A 24,732-nucleotide genomic window follows, 5' to 3' on the forward strand; every position below is an offset into this window, starting at 1 on the left:
TCTCCTCAAGGGGTTACGCAGATGGACGTGTCTCGGCAAGCTTGGCTTCGGCGCTGAGCAAGGTCCGCGCGAACAGGTCGAGCGCCTCGTCAACTCCGGCTTCGTCGATGATCAGTGGCGGGCAGAACCCGATCGTGTCGCCCATCGCGCGGATGATCAGGCCATTCTCGATTGCGAGCGCATCGAACATCGCGCCGACCTTCAGCGCGGGATCGAACGACTGCCGCGTCGCGGGGTCCGCGACCAACTCGACCCCGATCATCAGTCCCTCGCCCCTCACCTGGCCGACGATGCGCGAATCCCGCGCGATCCGCTCCAGTCCGGCGCGGAGCCTCGAGCCCATGCGGCGGACGTGCGGCACCACGTCCATCTCGTGATAGATCCTCAGCGTTTCGAGCGCGATCGCCGCGCCGACCGGATGTCCGGAATTGGTAAAGCCGTGGCCGAACAGCTCGCCGCCCTTGTTCATCTCGCTGAGCGCGTCGCGGATCGGACGGCCCAGCAACACGGCCGACATCGGGAAATAGGACGAGGTGATGCCCTTGGCGAGCGCCACCATGTCCGGCTTCATGCCGACCGTCTGGCAGCCGAACCAGTTGCCGGTGCGGCCGAAGCCGCAGACCACCTCGTCGCCAAGCACCAGGATGTCGTGACGGCGCAGCACCGCCTCGATCTCAGCGAAATATCCCTTCGGCGGCACGACGATGCCGCCGCCGGCGTTGATCGGCTCGGCGATGAAAGCTGCGATCGTATCGGGTCCCTCGGCCATGATCATTGCTTCGAGATCGGCTGCGAGCCGGCCGACAAACGCCGCCTCGCTCTCACCGGGCCTCGTGCCGCGATAGGCATCCGGGCAATGCGTGTGCAGGAAGCCGTCGAGCGGAAGACCGAATTCGCGGTGCATGCGGGGCAGACCGCACATCGAAGCAGCAACGATCGTCGAGCCGTGGAACCCGCGATCGCGGGCGATGATCTTGCGCTTTCCGGGCTTGCCGTGAACCGCGTGATACACCCAGGCGAGCTTCACCATCGTCTCGGTGGCTTCCGAGCCTGACGTTGCGAAATATGCTTGAGCATCCGGGATCGGCGAGATCTCGACCAGCTTCTCGGCCAGGTCGATCGTGTTGTCCGGCGTCTTGTGATTGAAGCTGTGATAGAAGCCGAATTTGTCGTAGGCCGCCGCTGCTGCCGCTTTCAGGCGCGTCTCGGAAAAGCCGAGCGAGGTACACCAGAGCCCGGCCATCGCTTCCAGATAACGCTTGCCGTTCGCGTCAAAGACATGGACGCCCTCGCCGCGCGCCATGATCAGCGGTCCGATTTCTGCATGTCGCTGGGGGTTGGTCTGCGAGTGCAGATGGAACGCGATGTCACGCGCCTCGGCTGAATTCGGCTTGCTGTCGAACACGCGCGCAGCCTCCATCGTCCCACCGACAGAGTATTCCCAACCCCGGTCGCGCGAAACTGGTCAGTCCAAATTGGTCTGACCAGCTTGGCTTTCGAGCGGCAGCTTGTCAAACTCAAAAAAAGGACTGATGAGCACGAAGATGTTGCACGATCCCCCGTCCAAGCCTGAACGCAGCTTCGAGATCGTTGCCCGGCGCATTGCTGGGATGATCCAAGCGAGTTACCGGATCGGCCAGCGCCTGCCGGCAGAGCGCGATCTCGCGAAGACGTTTGGCGTGTCGAGGCCGACGGTGCGCGAGGCCATCCTGTCGCTGGCAATGGCCGGCATGCTGAAGGTGCGCAGTAACAGCGGCGTCTATGTGATCAGTCGTCAGGAGGCACCTGACGTGCACGTGCTCGAAGGTTTTGGGCCATTCGAGAACCTGGAGGCGCGCCAGCTGATCGAACCACAGATCGCGGCGATCGCGGCGCAGCGCGGCTCCGAGGCCGCCTTCGCGCAGCTCGCCGAAGCGCTTGCGATGATGCGCTGGGAACATGCGCAGGGACGCGAGGCCGACACGTCGGACCACCGCTTCCACATGGTGCTGGCCGAGGCGACCGGGAACGGCGCGCTGGTGTCGATCAGCGACTCGCTGTGGCGCGCACAGACCGAGTCCGGCATCTGGCAGGAGATTCACAACCACATGCAGATGGAGGACTACCGGCCCATGTGGCGCAGGGATCACGAGGCCATCTTCGAAGCCGTTCAAGCGAGGAACCCGCGCAAGGCGAGCCACGCCATGACGCGTCACCTCACCAACATCAGGGATGCGCTGATGGAGGCTTCGAAAGCCAAATCGATGGCCACAACGAAGCCCGCGAACTCTCGCGGGAAAATCCGATGATTTGTCGCGGTTGAAAAAAGTTGCCGCAAACCCTGCGCTGCTCGACCGCAACAGCAACATTATCGAGTCAAAATGCCGCCGCATTGCTGATCGACCTTGGCACAGTCGATATTCGCCGTGTGGGGACAAATCATGGTGAATACTCGCAAGGGGTGTTCCGAGTAAAAACAATTGACCGTCGGGTGCGCAGTGCGCGCAACGATGAGTCACGCCCAAGTCTAGGGAGAATAGGCATGAAGGAAGCCACCAAGGGGGCGGCCTCGGGAGCGCTCGCGCATATGCTGGCGGTGACGGCGATGCTCGTCATCGCCAGCATATTGTTCTACGGGCGTTAGCAAGAGTTGCGTAGAGTGTTTTCGTCATTCCGGGGTGGCTCTCGCACAAGCCAGGCTCAGAATCCCGTTCCAGGCTCGGTCCCTTGGACCGCCCCCGAATGACGGATCCTACTATTTCCTTTTGCTGAAAAACGGCACGAGCTTGCCGGCGAACGTCGGGAAGCTCGCGGTGACCTCATCGCCGACAGCTAGATTCGTCTCGCCGTGCGCCATCATGCGAAAGCCCTCGGCGCAATCGACCAGCAGGATGTTGTAAGGCACGTGCGCACGGGTCTCGGGCGTGGCGGCGCGGCAGACCAGCGAGGTCGCATAGACCCTGCCCTTGCCGCTGGCGCGCGCATCGCGCGGATCGGGCGCGCCGCAGGCCGCGCAGAAGGCGCGATGGAAATACTGCACATGGCCGCATGGGCCGCAGGTCTGAAAGGTGATGGCCTGCTCACCCTTGGTCCAGTCCGCGATTCGCTCGCTCATCGCACGCGCTCCAGAAACATGCTCACGTGGGACGACAGCACGCCGCCGTCGCCGTGCAGCAGCGCGATCGAGGCATCGCGCACCTGGCGGTGAGCCGCCCGCCCCGTCATCTGCAAATGCGCCTCGACCAGATGCGCCATGGCGCCGCCGACGCCGCAATGGCCATAGCTGAGCAGGCCGCCATGGGTGTTGAGCGGCATCGCGCCGTCGCGGCTGAAATGACCTGATCGCACGCGCGCAGCCGCCTCGCCGCGGCCGGCAAGGCCGAGGTCTTCCAGCAGCATGGCGAGCGTGATCGTAAAGCTGTCGTAGATCGCGGCGTAGCGCACGTCGGAGATCGCAAGGCCTGTGGCCTCCTTGGCGCGCGCGATGGAGATTTCAGCACCGAGCTCGCTGAGCGCGGGCGCGGCCGTCACGTGCTGATGGGTATGCGCCTGGGCGCAGCCGCGGATGCGCACACCCGCCTCGCCGGTCCGCTCACCGCTGATGACGAAGGCCGCGCCGCCGTCCGACACCGGGCAGCAGTCCAGCAGCTTGAGCGGCATTGCCACCGGCTTCGAGGCCATGACATCGGCGACCGTGATGGGATCGTGGAATTGTGCGCCGGGATGGGTGCAGGCATGCGCACGCATCAGCACGGCGAATTCGGCGAGGTCCTCTTCCGTCACGCCGTATTCGTGCATGTAGCGGGTGGCGACCAGGCCGTAAATTGCGGGAATGGTCGGGCCGAGCGGCACCTCGTAGTCGGGGTGGCCGACCTGCGCCAGCGCCTGGATCGAGGCATCGCGGCTCTGCCCGGTGAGCCGGTTCTCGCCGGCGACGACGAGGACGTTGCGCGCGACGCCCGCATCGACGAGGTGATGGGCCAGCATGGTCATAGCAAGGCCCGTCGCGCCGCCGACCTGCACGGCATGCGCGTAAGACGGGCGGATGCCAAAATGCTCGGCGAAGACGGTCGCCAGCATGATGTGCGGCGACACGGTGGAGTAGCCGCAGAGGATGCCGTCGATGTCCGAACGCTTCAGCCCGGCATCGTCGAGCGCGGCTTGCGCGGCCCGGCTCATCAGGTCGAGCGAGGACGAGCCTTCGTGCTTGCCGTAGGGTGTGAGGCCGACGCCGGTGATGAAGCTCATGATGCCCCTCCCTGCTCCGGCGGCGAACGCGTGACGCCATCGCGGACCATCGCGTCGATCTCGTCCGCAGAATAGCCGATCTCACGCAGGATCTCCGCGCCATGCTCGTTGAGCCGCGGCGCCAGCCTTGCCGGCTCGGCCTCGGTCTCCGACCAACTGGCCGTCACCTTCATGCTGCGGATCGGGCCTTCGGTCGGATGGTTCACGACCGGGAAGAAGCCGGTGGCTTCCAGATGCTCGTCGTGCAAGATGGACGCGAGGTCGTGCATCGGCATCACAGGCACATCGGCCTTGGTCAGCAAATCGATCCACTCGGCCGTGGTGCGGGTCTCGAAAATGCGCGCGAGCTCGGCATAGACGACGTCGATATTGGCGGCACGGCCGGCGAAGGTCGCGAATTTGGGATCGGCGCGCAGATCGTCGCGGCTCGTTGCCTTGAAGAAGTTTTCCCACTGCTTGTCGTTGTAGACGATGACGCTGAGATAGCCGTCCGAGGTCTTGTAGGGCCGGCGGTCGCGCGAGAGGTGGCGGGCATAGCCGCCCTTGTCGAGCGGCGGCTCGTAGGTGAGGCCGCCCATGTGGTCGCCCATGACGAAGCCGGCCATGGTCTCGAACATCGGGATGTCGACGCGCTGGCCGCGGCCGGTGCGATCCCGATGCACGAGGCTGGCGCAGATCGCGCCGACCGCGGTAAGACCGACGATGCGGTCGACCAGCGCATTGGGCACATAGCGCGGCACGCCGTCACCGGTCTGCGCCATCAAGGCGGGGAGCGCGGTCGCGCCCTGGATCAAATCGTCGTAGGCGGGCTTGGCGGCATAAGGCCCGTCCTGGCCGAAGCCGAACACCCCGGCATAGACGAGGCGCGGGTTGATTGCGGAGACGACGTCGTAGCCGAGCTGAAGCCGCGCCATCGCCTGCGGGCGGACATTGTAGACGAGAACGTCGGCGTCCTTCAGCAGCCGCAGCACGGCATCGCGGCCAGCGGGCTTCTTCAGGTCGAGACAGATCGAGCGCTTGCTGCGGTTGGTATTGAGGAACACCGGGCCCATGCCGGCATGGCGCATCGGGCCGATCAGGCGGGTGACGTCGCCGTCGAGCGATTCCACCTTGATCACGTCGGCACCGTAGTCGCCGAGCATCTGGGTCGCATAGGGACCCATCAGCACGGTGGTCATATCCACGACCTTGATGCCCTTCAGCGGCCCCATCCGTTCGCTCCCGATTGCGCGGGCTCAACCTGGCCCTGCGATTTCGGTCCAGCTAAGGGCAGCGACGCCGCGCGCGCAAGGGCGGCCGGGGTATGGCCGCATGCGCGGTGCCGCGGCCGCTATTTCTTCTGGCGGGATTCCCGGATCTTGATGAGACGGTCGAGCTCATCGTTCTGCTGGTTGATCCGGTCGGCGATCCGCGACTCGTTCTGCTCGCCGGAGGCGGCCGCGGCCTGCTCGATGAGCTGCCGGATATTGTCCTCGAGGATCGCGATGCGATCGTTGAGTGCGTCTATCGACAGCGAGTCTTCGTAGTCATTGCCCATGATGCATTCCCTGCCAATCAATGAAGAGCCGCAGGATGGGCAAAGCGTAGCGTGCCCACCATGATCTAGCGCAACAAAAAGGTGGGCACGGCGCAAACGCGCCTTTGCCCACCCTACGAGAACTTACTTCAGCGGCTCCAGCACGGAAACGTAATTCGCGACCGCTGCGCCGCCCATGTTGAAGATGCCGCCAAGCTTGGCATTTTTCAGCTGCATGCCCTCGGGCGCCTGGCCGGCGAGCTGCATCGCGGTCATCACGTGCATGGAGACGCCGGTGGCGCCGATCGGGTGGCCCTTGGCCTTTAGGCCGCCGGACGGATTGACCGGCAGCTTGCCGTCCTTGAGCGTCCAGCCTTCCTTGATGGCGCGGGCGCCCTGCCCCTTCGGCGTCAGGCCCATCGCTTCGTACTCGATCAGCTCGGCGACGGTGAAGCAGTCATGGGTCTCGACGAAGGAGAGATCGGTGAGCGCAACGCCCGCCTTCTCCAGCGCGCGCTGCCAGGCGACCGTGCAGCCCTCGAACTGGAGGATGTCGCGCTTGGACATCGGCAGGAAGTCCTGGGCGTGCGCGGTGGCGCGGAAGCCGATCGACTTGCTCATGCCCTTGGCTGTCTCGGCGTCGGCCAGCACCAGCGCCGCGGCGCCGTCGGAGACCAGCGAGCAGTCGGTACGCTTCAGGGGACCCGCGACATAGGGGTTCTTCTCGCTCTCGGCGCGGCAGAACTCGAAGCCAAAGTCCTTGCGCATCTGGGCGAAGGGGTTGGCGACGCCGTTCTTGTGGTTCTTGGCCGCGATCAGCGCCAGCGCATCGGACTGGTCGCCGTATTTCTGGAAATAGGAGCTGGCGATCTTGCCGAACACGCCGGCGAAGCCGCCGACGGTGTCGCCGTCTTCCGGCAGATAGGACGCCTTGAGCAGGTTCTTGCCGATCTCGGGCCCCGGGGTGCGGGTCATCTGCTCGACGCCGACGACGAGCACGATCCTGGCCGCGCCTGCGTCGATCGCACGCAGGCCCTGATGGACCGCGGCGGAGCCGGTGGCGCAGGCGTTCTCGACGCGGGTCGTCGGCTTGAAGCGCAGCTTCGGGTCGGCCTGGAGCACCAGCGAGGCGGTAAAATCCTGCGGCGAGAAACCGGCGTTGAAATGGCCGAGCACGATCTCGTCGACGTCGGAGGCGGAAATGCCGGCATCGGCCATCGCCTCGTTGGCCACGCGGGTGACGAGGCTTTCGACGGTCTCGGTGTCGAACTTGCCGAACGGCGTATGCGCCCATCCGACGATGCTGGCGGTCATGGTCATCTCCCTGGGGTCTCTTACTGACCTAAGTCTTAGCCCACCAACCGCAAGACTTCACGTGGCTTTCAGGGCCTTGAGGGTGCGCTGGCAGATGGCAGTTATGCCGGCCCAGTTCCCGGCCTTGATCTCCGCCGTCGGGCATAGCCAGGAACCGCCGACCGCGACCACGTTGGGCTCGGCGAGCCAGGTCGCCGCATTGGCCTCGCCCACACCGCCGGTCGGGCAGAACCGCACATTCGGGAACGGCCCGCCCAGCGCGCGCAGGCCCTTGATGCCGCCGGCCTGCTCGGCCGGGAAGAATTTTGCGACGTCGAGGCCGTAGGACAGTGCCAGCATCAGCTCGGACGCGGTGGCAATGCCCGGCGCGAACGGCAAGGAGCTGTCGGCAGCGACCTTCAGGAGATCGGGGGTCAGGCCCGGGCTGATGCCGAACGCGACGCCGAGCTTCTCGACGCGGACGAAATCGGCCGGATTGAGGATCGTGCCGATGCCGACGACCGCCTCGGGCACCTCGGCCATCATCGCCCTCGCCGCCTCGATCGCAACGGGGGTGCGCATGGTCACCTCCAGCGTGCGGACGCCGCCGGCAACCAGCGCTTTCGCCAGCGGCACGGCATCCTGGATCCGCTCGATGGTGAGGACAGGAATGACGGTCGCGGCCTTGAACAGCGCGACGAGGTGGTTCTGTTGGGCAGTCGTGGTCATCTTGGCTTTCGTTTCACTTGGTCGCTTGACGCGTGGTCGCCGGCCGGTGCCGCTTCTTCGGCGGCATGGCATAGCCCGGAATGATGGCGCCGGCATAGCAGATCACGAGACTGGCGAGGCGGTGCCCGGCCTGGGCCGCCTCGACCGGATCGGAGCCGCCGAGCCGGGCCGCGATATAGGCCGCGGCAAAGCTGTCGCCCGCCGCGGTGGTGTCGACGACCGGGTTTGTCATGGGCTCGGCGCGGACTTCGCTGGTGCCGCCGGGAAAGCGCAACAGGCTGACGGGCTCGGCGAGACGGAACACCAGCTCGGGCGTGGGAATGCGCGCCATCAACTGCTCGTGGCTTTCGCCGGGATAGAGCGCGAGCAGATCCTCGGTCGAGGTCAGCACGATGTCGGCGGTCGCAAACGCCGTGGCAAAGACCTCGCGGGCGACGTCGCGGTCCGGCCATCCCCGCGCGCGGAAATTGGTGTCGAACACGAAGCGGGTGCCGAGCAGGCGCGCCCGCTTGATCGCCGCGAACAGGCGCTCGCGCCCGGCCGCATCGTAGATCGAGAGCGTGATCGCGGAGAGATAGACGATGTCGTAGCTCATCAGCGAGTTGAGCAGCTCATCCGTCTCCGGCAGGCTCATCAATTGGCGCGCCGCCGCACTGTCGCGCCAGTGGAAGAACTGGCGCTCGCCCTTCGCATCCGTCTGGATCATGTAGAGGCCGGGCAGCTTGCCCGGCAGCCGGGAGACACGGCGGGTCCCGACGCCCTCCGCATTCCAGGCCGCGATCATCTCGTCGCTCAGGGCATCATCGCCGAGCGCGGTGAGATAGTCGACCTTGACCTCGAGCCGCGCCAGATACACCGCCGTGTTGAGGGTGTCGCCACCGAAGCCGCGCGAATACAGGCCGCCGCCCTGGCCATGCCCGCTGGACTGTCCAGCGGACTGTCCACCCTGGGCCTGCCGGAGCTCGACCATGCATTCACCGATGCAAGCAACGCTCGCCATCGTCATATCCACGCTGTTCATCAGTTCGATCAGGCGACGAAGTTGCCGCCGAGCTCGTCTTCGATGTGAATGCGGATGATGTCGTCAAAAGTCTTTTCTTCGGTGGTGAAGCCGAGCTCGCGCGCCCGCTTCGCCTCGAAATTGCGCGGCCAGCCGCCGACGATGCCGACGATGAACGAATCCAGCTCGTGCTTGATGCGCGCGGCGACCTTGTCGCCGGCCACCCGCTTGAGCGCAGCGATCTGTTCGCCGACCGTGGCCGAGAAGCCGGGCATCGTCAGGTTGCGGCGTGGGCCGACCTTGGCGAGATCCATGGTGCCGGCATGGAGCAGGAAGCCGACAGCCGAGCGCGGCGTGGCGTGCCAGTGGCGGACATCCTCGGAGACCGGGAGCACCGCTTCCTTGCCGGCCAGCGGCTCGCGCAGGATGTTGGAGAAGAAGCCCGATGCCGCCTTGTTGGGCAGGCCGGGCCGGATGCAGATGGTCGGCAGACGGATGCCGATGCCGTCGAGGAAGCCGCGGCGCGAATAGTCGGCGAGCAGCAATTCACCGATCGCCTTCTGGGTGCCGTAGCTGAGCAACGGGGTGTGGAAGAACTCGTCGCCGATCGCGTCCGGGAACGGGGCGCCGAACACCGCGATTGACGAGGTGAAGACCACGCGCGGCTTGTAGCCGCCGCCGACGAGCCTGACGGCATCAAGCAGCATCCGCGTGCCGTCGAGATTGATGCGGTAGCCCTTGTCGAAATCAAGTTCGGCTTCGCCGGAGACGATCGCGGCGAGATGGAAGATCACGTCGGGGCGGCCGGCGATCAGCTTTTCGGCTGCGCCCGGCACGGCGAAATCGCCTGACACGGTCTCGACGGCGAAACCGGCCTTTTCCGGCTTCTTGGGCTCGACCACGTCGTGCATGGTCAGTTTGGTGATGTCGCTCTTGCCGAGCCGGCCGTCGCGCAACAGCCGTTCACACAATTTACGGCCGACCATGCCGGCAGCGCCCAGAACCAGAATGTGCAAGAGCCTACTCCTTCTTATTGGCCGGAGCGCGCCGCTCCTGACACGTTCTCCTGGCACGCTCTCAAGGCAGGCCCCGCGATCATTCCTTCACGGCGCCGGTCATCGCCGACACATAGTACTCCACGAAGAAGGAATAAAGGATAACTACGGGGACCGAGCCGATCAGGGCCGCCGCCATCAGCGCGCCCCAATGGTAGACGTCGCCGCTGACGAGCTCGGTGATGGCGCCGACGGGAATCGTCTTGTTCTCCGACGAGGAGATGAAGGTCAGCGCGTAGATGAACTCGTTCCAGGACAACGTGAAGGCGAAGATGCCGGCCGAGATCACCCCCGGGAGCGACAGCGGCAGCGTGATCTTGACCAGGATCTGGAGCCGCGTCGCCCCGTCGATCAGCGCGCATTCCTCGAGCTCGTAGGGAATGGTGCGGAAATAGCCCATCAGGAGCCAGGTGCAGAACGGGATCAGGAAGGTCGGATAGGTCAGGATCAGCGCCAGATTGCCATCGAACAGGCCGAGCTGGAACACGATCGCCGCCAACGGAATGAACAGGATCGAGGGCGGCACGAGATAGCCGAGGAAGATCGCTAGCCCCACATAGCGCGAGCCCTTGTAGCGCAGACGTTCGATCGCGTAGGCGGCGCAGACGCTAGCGAACAGCGAGATGAAGGTGGAGGACACCGAGACGATCACGGTGTTCCACATCCAGAGCGGATAGTCGGTTTCGACCAACAGCTTCTTGATGTGCTCGATGGTCGGATTCACGATCCAGAACGGATTGTACTTCTCGTAATCGTACATCTCCGCGTCCGGCTTGAACGTCGCGACCGCCATCCAATAGAACGGGAACAGCAGGAAGAAGATGATCAGGCCGAGCGGAAAGTAGACCCGCAAGAACTTCCGCGGGAAGCTCTCGAGATAGTCCATTCCGACGCTTTGGTCGTCTGCGGTGCTCATGGTCAGTCCCTCCCGCCCTGCTGCCAGCGGGAGCGCTGAAGCCCGAAGAAGCTGAGCAGGATCGCTGCGACCAGGAACGGGATCATTGCGTTCGAGATCGCTGCGCCCTCCCCGAGATTGCCGCCGGTGATGGCGCGCTGGAACGACAGCGTCGCCATCAGATGCGTGGCATTGATCGGCCCGCCCCGCGTGATGGTGTAGATCAGCTGGAAGTCGGTGAACGTCATCAGCACCGAGAATGTCATTACGACCGCGATGATCGGCGACAGCATCGGCAGCGTGATGTGGCGGAAGCGCTGCATGTTGGTGGCGCCATCGAGATTGGCCGCCTCGTAGAGCGAGGGCGAAATCGTCTGCAATCCCGCCAGCAGCGTGATCGCCACGAAAGGCACGCCGCGCCAGATGTTGGCGGCGACGACCGACAAGCGCGCATTCCAGGGATCGCCGAGGAAGTCGATGTAGCGCGTGATCAGGCCGGCCTTGATCAGCACCCAGGAGATGATCGAGAACTGGCTGTCATAGATCCACCAGAACGCGATCGCGGACAGCACTGTCGGCACCACGAAGGGCAGCAGCACGATGGCGCGAATCATCGACTTGAACGGCAGCCGCTCGTTGAGCAGCAGCGCGAGGTAAAGGCCGATGGCGAATTTCACGATGCTCGCGGTGAACGTATAGAAGATGGTGTTGAAGACCGAGAGCCAGAACACCGAATCCTTGGAGAGCGAGACGAAGTTCGCAAAGCCGATATAGCGCCCGGCCCCGCCGATCTTGGTGTCGGTCATGCCGAGCCAGAAGCCCAGCGCCAGCGGATAAGCCAGAAACAGGATGAGGATCGCGATCGCCGGCACCATGAACATCGCGCCGAGCCAATTCCGGCTCTCGAATGCTCTGCTCCATAGGCTGCTGCGCTTGACCTGCGCGACAGCGGACTCGGCCATGACTGCCATGTCGGATTCCCCTCGGAAGAAGAGTCACGGCGTCCGGCGAACCGGACGCCGCGCAGATTGGCGTTGATCAGACCTGATAGTAGCGCTTGGCGCGCTCGGCGGCGCGCGCCGCCGCCTGCTTCGGCGTCGCCGAGCCGGAGGCTGCTTCCGCGAACATGTCGACGACGACGAAGTCGCCCATCACCGCGGCGGAGGCATAGCCGAGATCGCCGGCAAAGCCGTTGTCGCGGCAGCGCTTCAGGCAGTCGCGATACGGGGTGATCTTCGGATCCGACGTCCACACCGGGTTGTCGTTGTAGGCCGGCAGCGGCGGCGACACGTAGCCGTTGGAAGCGACCTCCCAGGCGTCGTAGTTCTCCTTGTCCATCATGAACTTGATGAATTCCTTGACCGCCTTGGGATACTTCGAGTGCTTGTAGCCGTAGTAGACCAGCACGTTCTGCTGCTCGGTCGACACGCCCACGGGGCCGATCGGCATCGGCGCGTGGTTCATGTCCTTGGCGATCTCCTGCTGCTTCGCATCGGTGGAGTTCTTGCCGACGGTCCAGATCGAGATGCCGTTCAGCGTCAGGCTGAGTTCGCCGTTCAGGAACGCCTTGTTGTTGTTCGAGTCATTCCACGACAGCACGCCCGGGATGAAGGTCTCGTAGAGCTGCTTGACGTATTCGAGCGCGGCGACCGTCTCCGGGGAGTCGATCACGACCTCGTTCTTGTCGTTGACGACCTTGCCGCCGAACGCCCAGAGCGCCCACTGGCACCAGCCATTGGCATCGCCCGTGGCATGGCCGAGCGCGAAGCCGGCCGGCGTGCTGTTCTTCTTCAACGCCTGGCAGAGCTTGAGGAAGCCGGCGGTGTCCTTGGGGAATTCCTCGAAGCCCGCAGCCTTCACGTGGCTGATGCGGTAGTTCAGGCAGCCGCCGGTCGCGCCCTGTGGAATGGCGATCCAGCTGTTGCCCTTCTTGCCGTAACGTTCGGCAACCGGATACCAGCCGCCATACTGCGCGCCGAGATAGTCGGCGACATCGGTCATGTCGATCAGCTTTTCCGGGAATTTGTGGGGATCGTCGAGCGTGCCGATGATGAGGTCGGGGCCGGCGCCGACATTGGCGGCCACCGCGGCCTTGGGGCGGATGTCTTCCCAGCTCTCGGCCTCGAGCTTGATCTTGACGCCGGTCTTCTCGGAGAACTTCTTGGTCTGCTCGGCGAACTTGTCGAACTCGGCCTGGATGAACTGCTTCCAGCGCAAGACGCGGATGGACGCGTTCGGTTCGGGCGTGTTGGTCCACTCCGCGGCGCGCACCGGCACGATGCCCGGGCCGGCCAGCAACGCTGCGCCGCCCAGGCCGGCCTTAAGCACACTTCGCCTGTCGAAATTGCTCATCGTTCTCTCCCTGAATTTTATATTTGTATTGGGTCGTTCTTGAACAGTCGTTGGGCAATCCTTCGGCGCGGCTACATGCGTTTGCCCGTCGCCTCGTCGAACAGATGAACCAGTGACGGGTCAGGCTTCAGCTTGACCTTGTCGCCCGGATTGAACTGGTGACGCTCGCGGAAGACCGCGACGACCTGCTCGCCACCCACCTTCGCGAACACCTGCGTCTCCGAGCCGGTCGGCTCGACCACGATGATCTCGGCATCGGCGCCGTCGTCCGCGATGGTGAAATGCTCGGGTCGCACACCGTAGACGACAGGACGACCGTCGGACGCCGCCGGCGCGTTCTTGAGCGGCAGCTTGACGCCGTTCGGCCCCTCGAAGGTCGCAACGCCGTTGACGCGCACATGGCCTTTCAGGAAGTTCATGGCCGGCGAGCCGATGAAGCCGGCGACGAACTGGTTGTCGGGCTTATCGTAGAGCTCCAACGGGGTGCCCATCTGCTCGACGATGCCGTCATGCATGACGACGATCTTGTCGGCCATGGTCATGGCCTCGATCTGGTCGTGGGTGACGTAGACGGTCGTCGTCTTCAGCCGCTGGTGCAGCTCCTTGATCTCGGTGCGCATGGCGACGCGCAGCTTGGCGTCGAGGTTCGACAAGGGCTCGTCGAACAGGAACACCTGCGGATCGCGCACGATGGCGCGACCCATCGCGACGCGCTGGCGCTGACCGCCGGAGAGCTGGCGCGGATAGCGCTCGAGCAGCGGCGACAGCGCGAGAATTTCGGCGGCGCGCTTGACGCGCTTGTTGATCTCGTCGGAGCTCGCGTTCCGCAGCTTCAGCGAGAAGCCCATGTTCTCGCCGACGGTCATGTGCGGATAGAGCGCATAGTTCTGGAACACCATCGCAATATCCCGCTCCTTGGGCTGGATATTGTTGACGACGCGGTCGCCGATCGAAATCGTGCCGGAGGTGATGTTCTCGAGGCCTGCAAGCATGCGCAGAAGCGTCGACTTGCCGCAGCCGGAGGGGCCAACCAGGACGACGAACTGGCCGTCCTCGATCGGAATCGAAACGCCGTGCAGGACTTCAAAATTGCCGAACGATTTCCGCACGTCGCGGATTTGCACAGACGACATCTAGCTCCCTCCTCGAAAGTCCACGACGCCTCACGCGCCGCGACCGTCTTGTTTTTCAGACTTCACCGAACGAAGCCCGATCTTAGCGAGCGACATTGTCGGCAGTTTGTGCGGTTTTGGCAATTTGTCTTTGGTTAGTCGTTGCTGGTAGCGCTGTCAACGTTCCTTTGTTTGCCGGACCGACTGTGATAAGAGCAGCAAATGGGTCGAAAACGCACCAAGTCAGGTAAAATCCGGCTGGCGGAAGTTGCCGAGCTTGCCGGCGTCAGCCCGATCACGGCGTCCCGGTTCTTCCGCAATCCGGAGGCCCTGTCGGTCGCCAAGCGGACGCGGGTCGAGAGCGCGGCCAACGAGCTCGGCTATGTGCCGAACCTGGCGGCGCGAGCGCTGGCCTCGCAGCGCACCGAAGTGATCGGCGTCTTGATCCCGTCACTGACCAACAACGTGTTTTCCGACGTGCTGCGCGGCATCTATGACGCCTCCGAAGGCAGCCGGTACTCGATCCAGCTGTCCAACACACGCTACAGTATTCTCCAGGAGGAGAAGCTGCTGCGCCTGTTTCTCGCGCAGAAGCCGGCCGGACTGATCGTCACCGGCATCGACCAGACCGCGGAATCGCGCGCGATGCTGGAGGCCGCCGACTGCCCGATCGTGCAGATCATGGAGATCGGGCCCAATCCGGTCGACATGATGATCGGCTTTTCGCACTATGATGCGGCCCGCGCGGCGATTGCCCACCTGTTTGCGCAAGGCCATCGCAAGATCGGCTTCGTCGGCGCGCGCATGGATCCGCGGGTGCAGCGGCGGCTGGACGGATATGTCTCGGCCATGAAGGACGCCGCGCTGTTCGAGCAGCGCCTCGTCGTCACGACGGCGACACCGACCTCGGTGACGCTCGGCGGCACCCTGTTCACCGATCTGCTGGCGCGCGAGCCCGATATCGACTCGGTGTTCTGCGCCAATGACGACCTCGCGCTCGGCGTGCTGTTCGAATGCCGGCGCCGGGAGATCGCGGTCCCCGAGCAGATCGCGATCGTCGGATTCAACGACCTCGAATTCATGGCCTCCGCGGTGCCCACCCTCACCAGCGTGCGCACCAACCGCTACGAGATGGGCAACACGGCCGCCACCATGCTGATCGAAGCGATCGACGGACGCCGCCCCGAGCAGCCGGTGCTCGATCTCGGCTTCAAGGTGATCGAGCGGCAAAGCTCGTCGGCGCGGCGTTCGGACGACAGGCCTGCCGCATCAGGCGCGGGCGCCGCGAACAAAATGATAGCGTTACCAAGTGGCCAAGACTAGTATCGCACTTGTGAGGGAATGACCCGCCAACGGGCCTTTGAACCATGGATCGCGCCGTTGGGCATCGCACCAGCCGAAGCTGAGCTCCCGACGCCAGTGCGTTTGCATTGCAGGAGAAACCAATGACAAAAAAACCAACCAATGGGCATGCGCCCGCCAGCAACGGCGCTCGCCGCCACCTCCGCTCGCAGGAATGGTTCAACAATCCGCATAATCCGGGCATGACCGCGCTCTATATGGAGCGCTACCTGAATTACGGCCTCACCCGGGCCGAGCTTCAGTCCGGCAAGCCGATCATCGGCATCGCCCAGACCGGCAACGACCTTTCCCCCTGCAACCGCCACCATATCGAGCTGGCGCACCGCGTCCGCGAAGGCATCCGCGAGGCCGGCGGCATTGCGATGGAATTCCCGACCCATCCGATCCAGGAGACCGGCAAGCGCCCGACCGCGGCGCTCGACCGCAACCTCGCCTATCTCGGCCTCGTCGAGATCCTCTACGGCTATCCGCTCGACGGCGTGGTGCTGACCACCGGCTGCGACAAGACCACGCCCGCCTGCATGATGGCTGCGGCAACCGTGAACCTGCCCGCGATCGTGCTGTCGGGCGGGCCGATGCTGAACGGCTGGCATGCCGGCGAGCGCACCGGCTCCGGCACCATCGTCTGGAAGTCGCGCGAGCGGCTCGCCGCCGGCGAGATCGACTATGAGGAATTCATGGAGATCGTGGCGTCCTCGGCGCCGTCGGTCGGCCATTGCAACACCATGGGCACCGCCTCGACCATGAACGGGCTTGCCGAAGCGCTCGGCTTCTCGCTGCCGGGCTGCGCGGCGATCCCCGCCCCCTATCGCGAGCGCGGCCAGATCGCCTACGAGACCGGCAAGCGCGCCGTCGAGATGGTCTGGGAAGACCTCAAGCCGTCGGACATCCTGACCCGCAAGGCGTTCGAGAACTGCATCGTGATCAACTCGGCGATCGGCGGCTCGACCAACGCGCCGATCCACATCAACGCGCTGGCGCGCCACATCGGCGTCGAGCTGTCGATCGACGACTGGCAGAAATTCGGCCACGACGTGCCGCTGCTGGTCAACATGCAGCCGGCCGGCTTCTATCTCGGCGAGGAATTCCACCGCGCCGGCGGCGTGCCGGCCGTGGTGCGCGAGCTGATGAAGCACAAGCGCATCCACGAGGACGCAGTCACCGTGAACGGCCGCGGCATCGGCGAGAACTGCGCCAATGCGCCCGCGCCCGACAATGACGTGATCCGGGCCTACGACAAGCCGCTGGTGAAGGACGCCGGCTTCCTGGTGCTGAAGGGCAATCTGTTCGATTCCGCGATCATGAAGACCAGCGTGATCTCCAAGGAATTCCGCGACCGCTATCTCAGCAACCCGAAGGACCTCAACGCCTTCGAGGGCCGCGCCATCGTGTTCGAGGGCCCGGAGGATTATCACGAGCGGATCGACGATCCTTCACTCGACATCGACGAGAATTGCATGCTGTTCGTCCGCGGCACCGGCCCGATCGGCTACCCCGGTGGCGCCGAGGTCGTGAACATGCAGCCGCCGGCTGCGCTGATCAAACGCGGCATTCTCGCCCTGCCCTGCATCGGCGACGGCCGCCAGTCCGGCACCTCGGGCTCGCCGTCGATCCTGAACGCCTCGCCGGAAGCTGCCGCCAATGGCGGGCTCGCGATCCTCAAGACCGGCGACAAGGTACGCATCGACCTCAACAAGGGCAGCGCCAATATTCTCATTTCGGACGACGAGGTGAAGAAGCGCCACGCCGAGCTGATGGCCAATGGCGGCTTCAAGCATCCGGCGAACCAGACGCCGTGGCAGGAGATCTACCGCAACACGGTCGGCCAGCAATCGACCGGCGCCTGCATGGAGCTCGCCACAAGGTATCAGAACGTCGCCGGCACGTTTGGTGTCGCCAGAGACAATCACTAACAGCCACGTCGTCATTGCGAGCGAAGCGAAGCAATCCAGAGATATCTCCAAGGAGACAGTCTGGATTGCTTCGTCGCAACAGTGCAAAATTGCTGCGCAATTTTGTCACGAGTTCCTCGCAATGACGAGCCGATAGACAAATTCAAGCCAAGGAGAAAAACAACATGGCAGACCGCCTCAAGGGAAAGCGCGCCGTCGTCACGGCTGCAGCGGCAGGCATCGGGCGCGCATGCGCCATCGCATTCGCGCGTGAAGGCGCAACCGTCATCGCCACCGACATCAACGAGGCCGGCATCGCGGGCCTGACCAAGGAAGGCATCGCCGAGGTCGCCAAGCTCGACGTCCGCAACACCGCCGACGTCAACGCCTTCGCCAAGCGCGTCGGCAAGATCGACATCCTGCTCAACGCGGCGGGCTTCGTGCATCACGGCACCATCCTGGAGTGCTCGGAAGAGGATTTTGACTTCTCGTTCGACCTCAACGTCAAGTCGATGCACCGGACCATCCGGGCGTTCCTGCCCGAGATGCTGGCGGGCGGCGGCGGCAGCATCGTCAACATCTCGTCCTGCGCGGCGCTGCGGCCGCCGGCCAACCGCTACGTCTACAGCGCGTCGAAGGCCGCGGTGTCGCTGCTGACGCGCGCGGTCGCGCTCGACTTCATCACCAAGGGCATCCGCTGCAACAGCATCTGCCCCGGCACCGTCGAGACGCCCTCGATGCTCGACCGCGCCGCCGCGCAGGGTCCGCAGGGCAAGGAGATGTTCGTCTCCCGCCAGAAGATGGGCCGGCTCGGCACCGCCGACGAAATCGCATCCATGGCGGTCTATCTCGGCAGCGACGAAAGCGCATTCACCACCGGCGTCGACCTTGTCGTCGACGGCGGCTACATGCTCTGATCGCTCCTCATCCCGAGGAGGCGCGACAGCGCCGTCTCGAGGATGGGCCACGGGCTTATGGTTCGAGACGCGCGCAAGTGCGCGCTCCTCACCATGAGGGATAGACAAGGGAGTTTTCGATGAACAAGATCGATCTCAACGGCCGCATTGCCGTCGTCACCGGCGGCGCGCAGGGCTTTGGCCGTGCCATCACCCGGCGTTTCATCGACTCCGGCGCCAAGGTCGCGATCTGGGATTTCGACTCGGCTCTCGCCGAGAAGACCGCGAATGAAGTCGGCGGCGAGACAAAAGTCTTCAAGGTCGACGTCACCGACCCCGCCGCCGTCGAGCAGGCGCGCGATGCGACGCTTGCCGCCTTCGGCAAGATCGACATCCTCGTCAACAATGCCGGCATCGCCGGCGTCAACAAGCCGGTCTGGGAGACCGATCTCGAGGAGTGGCGCAAGGTCCTGCGCATCAATCTCGACGGCCCTTTCATCGTCTGCAAGGCGATCGTGCCGACGATGCTCAAGCAGAAGTACGGGCGGATCGTGAACATCGCCTCGATCGCCGGCAAGGAAGGCAATCCCAACGCCTCGCATTATTCGGCCTCCAAGGCCGGACTGATCGCGCTGACGAAATCGCTCGGCAAGGAATTGGCGGCACATGACATCCTCGTGAATGCGGTGACGCCGGCCGCGGCGAAGACCGCGATCTTCGACCAGATGACGCAGCAGCATATCGACTTCATGCTGTCGAAAATCCCCAAGGCACGCTTCGTGCTGGTGGAAGAGCTCGCCGCGATGGTGAGCTGGCTCGCATCCCAAGATTGTGCCTTCTCCACCGGCGCGGTGTTTGATATTTCCGGCGGACGGGCGACCTACTGAAGCTTTGGCCGCCCCTGGAAGGGGCGGACCATGCGGCTTGGACGTCGGGATTTTGGGCGTCGGGATTTCGTGAAGCTCGCAGCGGGCGCAGGCGCGCTGCCGCTGCTGTCGCGCGTTGCACCCGCGCAACTGGCGCCCAACCCGCCGAGCATCCGCCCGCCCTCGACGGCCGAGCGCGGCGCCATGGCGCGGCTCGCGCGCAGCTTCATGGACAAATACGACGTGCCGGCGCTGTCCTTTGCGATCGGCTATGCCGGCACTGTTGTCCACGAGGACGCCTTCGGTCTTGCCGATCGCGAGCGGAACGAGGCCGTGACGCCGCGGCATCTGTTCCGGATCGCTAGCGTCAGCAAGATGATCACCTCGGTCACGATCTTCCGCCTGATCGAGGAGAACCGCCTCAAGCTCACGGATCGCGTGTTCGGCCCCGGTGCACTGCTCGGCACCGATTACGGGTCACCGCCCTACTCCGCCGGCATCGACCAGATCACGCTCGAGCATCTGCTGACGCACGCTGCCGGCGGCTGGAGCAACGACAACCGCGATCCCATGTTCACGCATCCGCGGATGGATCATGCCGAGCTGATCGCCTGGACGCTCGCCAACCGACCGCTGGACCGGCCGCCGGGCCAGCACTACGCTTATTCCAATTTCGGCTATTGCGTGCTGGGCCGCGTGATCGAGAAGCTCACCGGCCATGCCTATGCCGAGCACGTCCGCACCGAGGTGCTGGCGCGCTGCGGCGTCACCGACATGAGCGTCGCCGGCAACACGCGCGAGCAGCGCCAGGCCGGCGAAGTCGCCTACTACGGTCAGGGCGAAAGTCCGTATGAGATGAAGGTGAGGCGGATGGATTCCCATGGCGGCTGGATCGCGACGCCGGCGGATCTCGTCCAGTTCCTGATGCATGTCGACGGCTACACGAGACCGGCGAACATCCTGCGGCCGCGCACCATCGAGGTCATGACCACCGCGCCCAGCTACAGCCCGAACTACGCCAAGGGCTTCTGTGTCAACAAATTCGACAATTGGTGGCACAATGGCAGCCTGCCGGGCACGAGCACGATTGCCGTGCGCACCCATGGCGGCTTCTGCTGGGCCGCCTTCACCAACACCAGACGCGGGAATTCCAACATGGATGGCGATCTCGACAATCTCAACTGGAGCATGGCGCGCCAGGTCGGCGAATGGCGGGTGGCCTGAGCCATGATCCGGGAAGGTGGATGCCTGTGCGGCGCGGTACGGTTCAAGGCGGAGGGTGAGCCGCTCAACGTCCGCATCTGCCATTGCCGCCTGTGCCAGAAGGCGATGGGCTCGCCCTATTTTGCCCGCGCGCAATTCGATCAACGCGCGCTGACCGTCGAGGGCGACACCGGCCGCTATGCCTCGTCCGAGAACATCGATCGCGTGTTCTGCAAGCGCTGCGGCACGCGCCTGTTCTCCTGGCGGCGCAACGGCACGCTGGCGGGCGTTTCGCTCACGACCTTCGACGATCGCAACGCCTTCGCGCCGACCGAGCACATCTGGGTCTCGGAGAAGGTCGCATGGCTGAAGCTCGACGACGGCCTGACGCAATATCAGGGCACCATCCCGGCGTGACGTCAGGCTTGCCCTGACGCAGGCACTCTCGCCGCCTGGGCGCGCCGTCCCGTCGTCGTCGCGATCCAGATCCCGGCAAACACCGCGACGATGCCGGCCGCCAGATTCCAGTGCAGCGGCTCGTTCAGCAGCCAGGCGCCGACCAGCGAGGCCGTGATCGGGTTGACCGTCACCGAGATCGCGACGCGCGTCGGCGTGGTCCGCTCCAGCGCGAAGGCCCAGAGATAGAAGGTCAGCGCTGCGCCAAAGGCGCCGAGATAGAAAGCCGCTAGCCATTGCGGCGCGCCGAAGCCGGCGACGGGCGCAAAACTGCCGCGGACATACGAGAGCAGGATGAGGCAGGCCGCCCCGGCCGCCATGCTCATGGTCGTGAAGGCGATCGGGCCGGAGCGCCGGATCAGCGGCTTCGACCAGATGCCGTACAGCGCCATGCACAGCGCGGCCGCCATCATCAGGAGATCGCCGCGCCAGGCGCCGGATGGTGCCGAGGTCAGGTCGGAGAGCAGCGCGACGGCAACGCCAAATGTCGCGATCACGACACCGATCGATTTGCGCCAGCTCAGGGCTTCGGCGCCGAGCGCGGCGCCGATCACGAGCGACAGCAGCGGAAGCGTCGACAAGGCGAGCGCGCCGCGCGCGGCGGTCGTGAAGATCAGCGATGCGTTGAACAGGATCGGAAACAGCGCAAAGAACAGGATGCCGAGCCCGGTCGCGGCGGCCCAGTCCCCTCGCCCCGGCCAGCGGTCACCGCGGAGCAGCGTGAGGGGTAACAGCAGCAAGAAGCCGATGCCGAACCGGAACGAGCCGATCGCCAGCGGATCGAGGCTGCCCACCAGATAGCGCGTGGCGCCGATCGAGGTGCCGCCGAGGCCGCTCGACAGCACCGCGGCCAGAACGCCGGAGATTTCGCCCACACTCCCTCCCTTGACGAGCCCTGAACGCAGCATACGAGGCGCGCCGAAACAGGGAATGGAGTTTCCGTCATGCTGGGATAAGTTTTCGTCATGACCACGCCTGTTCTCGATCCCGATCTGCTGAAGGCCTTTCTCGCCGTCGCCGAGCATCGCTCGTTCACGCGCGCAGCCCAATTGCTCAACCGGACCCAGTCGGCGGTCAGCGTCCAGATCAGGCGACTGGAGGAGCGGATCGGCACCAAGTTGTTTCAGCGCACCAGGGCCGGTGTCGCGTTGACCCCGGCGGGCGATGAACTCCTCGTTTATGCGAGACGGCTTCTCGACCTCAATGCAGAGGCGATCGATGTGCTCCGCGCACGCAAGCGCGACGCCGTGGTCCGCCTCGGCGTGATGGACGATTACGGCACGATCGTCATTCCGCCCTTGCTAGCGCATTTTGCAAAAGGCCATCCGGAGATCCGGGTCGAGATCGAGACCGGCCTGACCGCGACGATGCCGGCCCGGCTCGGCGAGGCCTATGACCTCGTCATCGCCATGCATCCGGAAGGACGCGGCGATGGCGAACTGCTGCGGCGCGAGCAGGCGGTCTGGGCTGCGGCCAGGACGTATCGGGCCGAAGCACAGGACACGCTGCCCGTCGCGCTCTACCCGCCGGGCTGCCTGTTCCGGCAATGGGCCGCGGAGGCCCTCGATGCCGCAGGCCGGCCCTGGCGCCTTGCCTTCGTCAGTCGCACCCTTGCGGCGGTGGAAGCGATCGCGGCGGAGGGCCTTGCGATCACGGTTGTGAAGGCCGGCACCCTGCCGCCTCGCCTGCGCGCCCTGTCGAACGGCCTGCCGCCGCTGCCGGCTGCCGACATCCGCCTGCACCGCGCGCGCAACCTGTCGCAGCCGGCGGCGCTGCTGGCGGATCATTTACGGCTTGGGATTTCGGAACCCGCGTCCCATATCCTGACCTGACGCGTTGCCCCATCACCGGATCGGCCGGGTTGGCTGCAAGGCCACGAGGCACAAACCGGGACGGACGAGCCGTGAACATTTCCCTCTATGAGCTTTCTGTATGGGTGCTACCGCTGCTGCTCGCCATCACCTTCCACGAGGCCGCGCACGCTTTCGTCGCGTACCGTCTCGGTGACAACACGGCCTGGCAGCTCGGCCGCGTCAGCTTCAACCCTATCAAGCATATCGATCCGTTCGGCACCCTGATCCTGCCGGCGATGCTGCTGTTCGCGCACTCGCCGTTCCTATTCGGCTATGCCAAGCCGGTTCCCGTCAATTTCCGCAAGCTCAACCATCCCAGGCTCGACATGGTCTGGGTGGCCCTTGCCGGGCCCGCCACCAACATCCTGCTGGCGCTCGCGGCGGCTCTTGCCCTCCATGCCGTGCCCTTTGCACCGGCCGGCTCGGCCCAGTGGATCTTCGACAACCTCAAGAACGCGCTGGTCATCAACGCGGTGCTGGCGGTGTTCAACATGATGCCGATCCCGCCGCTCGACGGCGGGCGCGTCGCGGTCGGGCTGCTGCCCCGGCCGCTCGCTTTGCCGCTGGCCCGGCTCGAGCCATTCGGGATGCTGATCCTGATTGGTCTTCTGATCCTGCTGCCGCTCGCGGGCTCGCAGTTCGGTCTAAATCTTGATGTTATTTCAGGAATACTGCGAACGTTGACCGGTTATGTGATTCAGGCTGTTCTCTTCCTGACCGGCAACGCGTAGTTCAACAGAACACCCGAACATAAGCCGAAGGGCTCGAGGCCGACTTGGTCAAAGCTGCCGATATGCTGATCGCGCGACGCGCGGACACCCGTGCCCGCGCCGATTTTGCCACCTGGAAGATGATGGCCAAGCTCAACGGGGCCTCCGCGCTGCCTGCCGAGGCGCAGGAGTTCCTCGCCAGCTACAAGAACCTGCTCGCGCAGATGAGCGAGGGCGAGGCCACCGAGGCCACGATCGGCGCGATCTACAAGGCCTACTATGCCGAGATGGGTGGCGCGGGAACTCCGCCCGACGTCCGGACCCGTCCGCCCGAGCCGGCGGCGGACAATGTTACCGCTTTCCGCCGCCCGCCTCCGAAACCGGCGAAGACGGCCTCCTTTACGGCGGCGTTTAGCGGAGCCCAGAAACGGCCGCTCCCGGTGGCGCTGATCTTCGTCTGCCTGGTCGTGGTCTATGTCGGGATCCGGCTCTACTGGCGCTGAGCCGATTTCTTCTTTTTCTTCTCGTCCGGCGGCGTGAAGATGATGTCGACGGTCCGCTCGAACCGGTCTTCGGTCAGTCCGGCCGGGGGCTGCGGGATGGGATCGGACTTGCGGACAATCGAGAGCGCGGCCGCATCGTAGGCCACATCCCCCGATGACTCCACGACGTCGACGGACAGCACATTGCCCCTGCGGTTGATCGCGAAGCTGACCTTCACCTTCTGATTATTGGGCTGCTTGCCCTCCGGGTTGACCTTGTGGGCCGTGAGGTGCGCGCTGATCTTGCGATTCCAGTCGGTCGTAATCCTGAGGATGTCCTTGCCGAGGCCAAGCACCGGCGCCAGGGCCTTCTCGGCCTCGCGCGCGTCCTCGTCGAGGGTCTGCCGCGCCGTTGCAACCGACTGCGGCGAAGCCTCGGCAGCGGGTGTCTCGACCGCCGCGATCTTGGGATCCTCGTCCTGCGGCTTCTTCGAGATGTTTTCGGTGACGACCCGATCGGGATCGTCGACCTGTTGCGACTGGTCCTTTGGAAGCTCGGTTTCCTTGGTCTCGGCCTTTTGCTCGGGAAGCGCCTGCTGCTCCTGCATCGCTTCGCTGTCCGGTCCCGGCGGAAGGTCGGTCTCAGGCGCCTTGGGCGAGGCCATTTCGACGGCGAACTCCGCGCCGGACGCGCCCAGGCCATCGTCGTCGTCATCGGTCCGCAGATGGGCCAGGGCGAGCGCGGCCCCGCCCAGATGGAGCGCGAGCGCCGCCACCGCTGCCAAAATCCAGAGCTTCCGGGATGGTCTGGCTTCGTCCGACATCGTGCGCCT

General features: G+C 64.8%; 25 protein-coding genes. 10 read left to right on the forward strand and 15 right to left on the reverse strand.

Going from position 1 to position 24,732, the window contains the following annotated elements; translation table 11 throughout:
- Positions 1–13: 13 nt before the first annotated feature.
- Positions 14–1,420 (reverse strand): aspartate aminotransferase family protein, encoded by a 1,407-nt coding sequence (locus tag AB7290_RS25750; protein WP_085401981.1) that lies wholly within the window; start codon positions 1,418–1,420, stop codon positions 14–16.
- Between the two features lie 112 nt (positions 1,421–1,532).
- Here AB7290_RS25750 and AB7290_RS25755 point away from each other — a divergent pair, with 112 nt between their 5' ends.
- Positions 1,533–2,288: a FadR/GntR family transcriptional regulator gene (locus tag AB7290_RS25755; RefSeq protein ID WP_085401982.1), complete on the forward strand. Its 756-nt coding sequence runs from the start codon at positions 1,533–1,535 to the stop codon at positions 2,286–2,288.
- 446 nt (positions 2,289–2,734) lie between these two features.
- Here AB7290_RS25755 and AB7290_RS25760 read toward each other — a convergent pair whose 3' ends face one another.
- The 12 genes from AB7290_RS25760 to AB7290_RS25815 all read right to left on the reverse strand — a co-directional run bounded on the left by AB7290_RS25760 (position 2,735) and on the right by AB7290_RS25815 (position 14,200).
- Positions 2,735–3,094: a Zn-ribbon domain-containing OB-fold protein gene (locus AB7290_RS25760; RefSeq protein WP_085401983.1), complete on the reverse strand. Its 360-nt coding sequence runs from the start codon at positions 3,092–3,094 to the stop codon at positions 2,735–2,737.
- Positions 3,091–4,227, reverse strand: coding sequence for a thiolase family protein (locus AB7290_RS25765; RefSeq protein WP_085401984.1), 1,137 nt, complete (start codon positions 4,225–4,227; stop codon positions 3,091–3,093). The genes AB7290_RS25760 and AB7290_RS25765 overlap by 4 nt, the downstream gene beginning before the upstream one ends.
- On the reverse strand, positions 4,224–5,438 hold the full coding sequence (locus tag AB7290_RS25770; RefSeq protein WP_085401985.1) for a CaiB/BaiF CoA transferase family protein: 1,215 nt from the start codon (positions 5,436–5,438) through the stop codon (positions 4,224–4,226). The genes AB7290_RS25765 and AB7290_RS25770 overlap by 4 nt, the downstream gene beginning before the upstream one ends.
- Positions 5,439–5,557: 119 nt before the next feature.
- A complete protein-coding gene (locus AB7290_RS25775; protein WP_014495977.1) occupies positions 5,558–5,764 on the reverse strand; it encodes a hypothetical protein in 207 nt (68 codons plus the stop codon).
- 123 nt (positions 5,765–5,887) lie between these two features.
- Positions 5,888–7,057: an acetyl-CoA acetyltransferase gene (locus AB7290_RS25780; RefSeq protein WP_063983845.1), complete on the reverse strand. Its 1,170-nt coding sequence runs from the start codon at positions 7,055–7,057 to the stop codon at positions 5,888–5,890.
- 57 nt (positions 7,058–7,114) lie between these two features.
- A complete protein-coding gene (gene eda / locus AB7290_RS25785) occupies positions 7,115–7,765 on the reverse strand; it encodes a bifunctional 4-hydroxy-2-oxoglutarate aldolase/2-dehydro-3-deoxy-phosphogluconate aldolase (RefSeq protein WP_085401986.1) in 651 nt (216 codons plus the stop codon).
- Between the two features lie 13 nt (positions 7,766–7,778).
- Positions 7,779–8,765, reverse strand: a complete 987-nt coding sequence (locus tag AB7290_RS25790; protein WP_085402020.1) for a sugar kinase — start codon at positions 8,763–8,765, stop codon at positions 7,779–7,781.
- A gap of 29 nt (positions 8,766–8,794) precedes the next feature.
- Positions 8,795–9,781 (reverse strand): D-erythronate dehydrogenase, encoded by a 987-nt coding sequence (gene denD, locus AB7290_RS25795; RefSeq protein WP_085401987.1) that lies wholly within the window; start codon positions 9,779–9,781, stop codon positions 8,795–8,797.
- Between the two features lie 79 nt (positions 9,782–9,860).
- Positions 9,861–10,736: a carbohydrate ABC transporter permease gene (locus AB7290_RS25800; protein ID WP_014495982.1), complete on the reverse strand. Its 876-nt coding sequence runs from the start codon at positions 10,734–10,736 to the stop codon at positions 9,861–9,863.
- Between the two features lie 2 nt (positions 10,737–10,738).
- The gene (locus AB7290_RS25805; RefSeq protein WP_085401988.1) at positions 10,739–11,686 is read right to left on the reverse strand and encodes a carbohydrate ABC transporter permease; all 948 of its coding nucleotides are present in this window, start codon (positions 11,684–11,686) and stop codon (positions 10,739–10,741) included.
- A gap of 67 nt (positions 11,687–11,753) precedes the next feature.
- A complete protein-coding gene (locus AB7290_RS25810; RefSeq protein ID WP_085401989.1) occupies positions 11,754–13,067 on the reverse strand; it encodes an ABC transporter substrate-binding protein in 1,314 nt (437 codons plus the stop codon).
- A gap of 71 nt (positions 13,068–13,138) precedes the next feature.
- Complete coding sequence (locus AB7290_RS25815) at positions 13,139–14,200, reverse strand: ABC transporter ATP-binding protein (protein ID WP_063983849.1); 1,062 nt, start codon at positions 14,198–14,200, stop codon at positions 13,139–13,141.
- A 201-nt stretch (positions 14,201–14,401) separates the two neighbouring features.
- Between AB7290_RS25815 and AB7290_RS25820 the strand changes: the two genes are divergently transcribed.
- The 6 genes from AB7290_RS25820 to AB7290_RS25845 all read left to right on the forward strand — a co-directional run bounded on the left by AB7290_RS25820 (position 14,402) and on the right by AB7290_RS25845 (position 20,815).
- On the forward strand, positions 14,402–15,502 hold the full coding sequence (locus tag AB7290_RS25820; protein WP_085401990.1) for a LacI family DNA-binding transcriptional regulator: 1,101 nt from the start codon (positions 14,402–14,404) through the stop codon (positions 15,500–15,502).
- A gap of 122 nt (positions 15,503–15,624) precedes the next feature.
- The gene (locus AB7290_RS25825; RefSeq protein ID WP_085401991.1) at positions 15,625–17,454 is read left to right on the forward strand and encodes an IlvD/Edd family dehydratase; all 1,830 of its coding nucleotides are present in this window, start codon (positions 15,625–15,627) and stop codon (positions 17,452–17,454) included.
- Positions 17,455–17,618: 164 nt separating this feature from the next.
- On the forward strand, positions 17,619–18,350 hold the full coding sequence (locus tag AB7290_RS25830) for an SDR family oxidoreductase (RefSeq protein WP_063983852.1): 732 nt from the start codon (positions 17,619–17,621) through the stop codon (positions 18,348–18,350).
- 119 nt (positions 18,351–18,469) lie between these two features.
- On the forward strand, positions 18,470–19,216 hold the full coding sequence (locus AB7290_RS25835; RefSeq protein WP_014495989.1) for an SDR family NAD(P)-dependent oxidoreductase: 747 nt from the start codon (positions 18,470–18,472) through the stop codon (positions 19,214–19,216).
- 69 nt (positions 19,217–19,285) lie between these two features.
- Positions 19,286–20,419 (forward strand): serine hydrolase domain-containing protein, encoded by a 1,134-nt coding sequence (locus tag AB7290_RS25840; RefSeq protein WP_245344115.1) that lies wholly within the window; start codon positions 19,286–19,288, stop codon positions 20,417–20,419.
- Between the two features lie 3 nt (positions 20,420–20,422).
- Positions 20,423–20,815 carry a GFA family protein gene (locus AB7290_RS25845; protein WP_014495990.1) on the forward strand — a complete coding sequence of 131 codons (393 nt, stop codon included), beginning with the start codon at positions 20,423–20,425 and terminating at the stop codon, positions 20,813–20,815.
- Positions 20,816–20,817: 2 nt separating this feature from the next.
- On the opposite strand, the gene AB7290_RS25850 is transcribed toward AB7290_RS25845, so the two are convergent.
- Entirely contained in the window at positions 20,818–21,729 is a 912-nt protein-coding gene (locus tag AB7290_RS25850; protein WP_085401993.1) for a DMT family transporter, read from the reverse strand.
- A gap of 90 nt (positions 21,730–21,819) precedes the next feature.
- On the opposite strand from AB7290_RS25850, the gene AB7290_RS25855 reads away from it, so the two are divergent.
- The 3 genes from AB7290_RS25855 to AB7290_RS25865 all read left to right on the forward strand — a co-directional run bounded on the left by AB7290_RS25855 (position 21,820) and on the right by AB7290_RS25865 (position 23,920).
- Positions 21,820–22,686 carry a LysR family transcriptional regulator gene (locus AB7290_RS25855; RefSeq protein ID WP_085401994.1) on the forward strand — a complete coding sequence of 289 codons (867 nt, stop codon included), beginning with the start codon at positions 21,820–21,822 and terminating at the stop codon, positions 22,684–22,686.
- Between the two features lie 71 nt (positions 22,687–22,757).
- The gene (locus tag AB7290_RS25860) at positions 22,758–23,438 is read left to right on the forward strand and encodes a site-2 protease family protein (protein WP_085401995.1); all 681 of its coding nucleotides are present in this window, start codon (positions 22,758–22,760) and stop codon (positions 23,436–23,438) included.
- 62 nt (positions 23,439–23,500) lie between these two features.
- A complete protein-coding gene (locus AB7290_RS25865; RefSeq protein WP_071917525.1) occupies positions 23,501–23,920 on the forward strand; it encodes a hypothetical protein in 420 nt (139 codons plus the stop codon).
- On the opposite strand, the gene AB7290_RS25870 is transcribed toward AB7290_RS25865, so the two are convergent.
- Positions 23,908–24,723 carry an energy transducer TonB family protein gene (locus tag AB7290_RS25870; protein WP_071914947.1) on the reverse strand — a complete coding sequence of 272 codons (816 nt, stop codon included), beginning with the start codon at positions 24,721–24,723 and terminating at the stop codon, positions 23,908–23,910. The two genes, AB7290_RS25865 and AB7290_RS25870, sit on opposite strands and share 13 nt — an antisense overlap.
- Positions 24,724–24,732: the final 9 nt, after the last annotated feature.

The sequence above is a fragment of the Bradyrhizobium sp. 613_E4_N2_2 genome (genome assembly GCF_052075995.1).
Classification (GTDB): Bacteria; Pseudomonadota; Alphaproteobacteria; order Rhizobiales; family Xanthobacteraceae; genus Bradyrhizobium; species Bradyrhizobium barranii.

Excerpts from the sequence above, each read along its gene's own strand:
- eda (WP_085401986.1), bottom strand. The coding sequence starts at position 7,765 with ATGACCACGACTGCCCAACAGAACCACCTCGTCGCGCTGTTCAAGGCC.
- AB7290_RS25755 (WP_085401982.1), top strand. The coding sequence starts at position 1,533 with ATGAGCACGAAGATGTTGCACGATCCCCCGTCCAAGCCTGAACGCAGC.
- AB7290_RS25815 (WP_063983849.1), bottom strand. The coding sequence starts at position 14,200 with ATGTCGTCTGTGCAAATCCGCGACGTGCGGAAATCGTTCGGCAATTTT.
- AB7290_RS25835 (WP_014495989.1), top strand. The coding sequence starts at position 18,470 with ATGAACAAGATCGATCTCAACGGCCGCATTGCCGTCGTCACCGGCGGC.
- AB7290_RS25825 (WP_085401991.1), top strand. The coding sequence starts at position 15,625 with ATGACAAAAAAACCAACCAATGGGCATGCGCCCGCCAGCAACGGCGCT.
- AB7290_RS25790 (WP_085402020.1), bottom strand. The coding sequence starts at position 8,765 with ATGGCGAGCGTTGCTTGCATCGGTGAATGCATGGTCGAGCTCCGGCAG.
- AB7290_RS25775 (WP_014495977.1), bottom strand. The coding sequence starts at position 5,764 with ATGGGCAATGACTACGAAGACTCGCTGTCGATAGACGCACTCAACGAT.
- AB7290_RS25780 (WP_063983845.1), bottom strand. The coding sequence starts at position 7,057 with ATGACCGCCAGCATCGTCGGATGGGCGCATACGCCGTTCGGCAAGTTC.
- AB7290_RS25760 (WP_085401983.1), bottom strand. The coding sequence starts at position 3,094 with ATGAGCGAGCGAATCGCGGACTGGACCAAGGGTGAGCAGGCCATCACC.
- AB7290_RS25750 (WP_085401981.1), bottom strand. The coding sequence starts at position 1,420 with ATGGAGGCTGCGCGCGTGTTCGACAGCAAGCCGAATTCAGCCGAGGCG.
- AB7290_RS25820 (WP_085401990.1), top strand. The coding sequence starts at position 14,402 with ATGGGTCGAAAACGCACCAAGTCAGGTAAAATCCGGCTGGCGGAAGTT.
- AB7290_RS25810 (WP_085401989.1), bottom strand. The coding sequence starts at position 13,067 with ATGAGCAATTTCGACAGGCGAAGTGTGCTTAAGGCCGGCCTGGGCGGC.
- AB7290_RS25770 (WP_085401985.1), bottom strand. The coding sequence starts at position 5,438 with ATGGGGCCGCTGAAGGGCATCAAGGTCGTGGATATGACCACCGTGCTG.
- AB7290_RS25855 (WP_085401994.1), top strand. The coding sequence starts at position 21,820 with ATGACCACGCCTGTTCTCGATCCCGATCTGCTGAAGGCCTTTCTCGCC.
- AB7290_RS25765 (WP_085401984.1), bottom strand. The coding sequence starts at position 4,227 with ATGAGCTTCATCACCGGCGTCGGCCTCACACCCTACGGCAAGCACGAA.
- AB7290_RS25805 (WP_085401988.1), bottom strand. The coding sequence starts at position 11,686 with ATGGCAGTCATGGCCGAGTCCGCTGTCGCGCAGGTCAAGCGCAGCAGC.
- AB7290_RS25800 (WP_014495982.1), bottom strand. The coding sequence starts at position 10,736 with ATGAGCACCGCAGACGACCAAAGCGTCGGAATGGACTATCTCGAGAGC.
- AB7290_RS25870 (WP_071914947.1), bottom strand. The coding sequence starts at position 24,723 with ATGTCGGACGAAGCCAGACCATCCCGGAAGCTCTGGATTTTGGCAGCG.
- AB7290_RS25845 (WP_014495990.1), top strand. The coding sequence starts at position 20,423 with ATGATCCGGGAAGGTGGATGCCTGTGCGGCGCGGTACGGTTCAAGGCG.
- AB7290_RS25865 (WP_071917525.1), top strand. The coding sequence starts at position 23,501 with ATGCTGATCGCGCGACGCGCGGACACCCGTGCCCGCGCCGATTTTGCC.
- AB7290_RS25830 (WP_063983852.1), top strand. The coding sequence starts at position 17,619 with ATGGCAGACCGCCTCAAGGGAAAGCGCGCCGTCGTCACGGCTGCAGCG.